This is a genomic window from Streptomyces sp. BE303, from assembly GCF_036290945.1.
In the GTDB taxonomy this organism is placed as follows: domain Bacteria; phylum Actinomycetota; class Actinomycetes; order Streptomycetales; family Streptomycetaceae; genus Kitasatospora.
In genome coordinates this window covers 1-405 of sequence record NZ_JAQYWZ010000818.1, presented here as the reverse complement: position 1 = coordinate 405, position 405 = coordinate 1, and the positions used below count along the sequence as shown (strand labels likewise).

The window sequence follows — 405 nt, the reverse complement described above, 5'->3', positions numbered from 1 at the left end:
TGGAGGAGCCACCGAAGGTCGAGGCCGACGCCGTGGCAGCAGTGGACCTGCCTCTGGCTCCGGTGATGTTGTCCGGTACGGACGAGGCGTCCCTGCGTGCTCAGGCTCAACAGCTGATCGACAGCGCCGAGGTGGGCGCTGCTCACCCGGTGGCACTCGGCGCGGCGTCGATCCGCCGTGCCGCGCTCGCTCACCGGGCGGAGGGGCGGGTGGGTGTGTCGCTCGGGGTCTTCGGAGCCGCGCTCGGGGCCGGGGTGCTGTGGCGCGGCGATGCGGCGGCGTTGGTCGTGGCCCGGGGCCGACTGATGCAGGCCCTTCCCGCCGGTGGGGCGATGCTCGCGGTGGGTGCTTCCGAGGCGGAGGTGCTGGAGGCGTTCCCGGACGTGGACGTCGCCGTGGTGAACG

The 405-nt window shown here is 73.6% G+C and carries 1 protein-coding gene; it reads left to right on the top strand.

Translation table 11 applies throughout. The annotated features are described in order from the left end of the window. Window positions 1–32: 32 nt before the first annotated feature. Window positions 33–405: hypothetical protein (locus tag PUR56_RS28350; RefSeq protein ID WP_329951024.1), on the top strand; the 373-nt coding region annotated here is incomplete at its 3' end.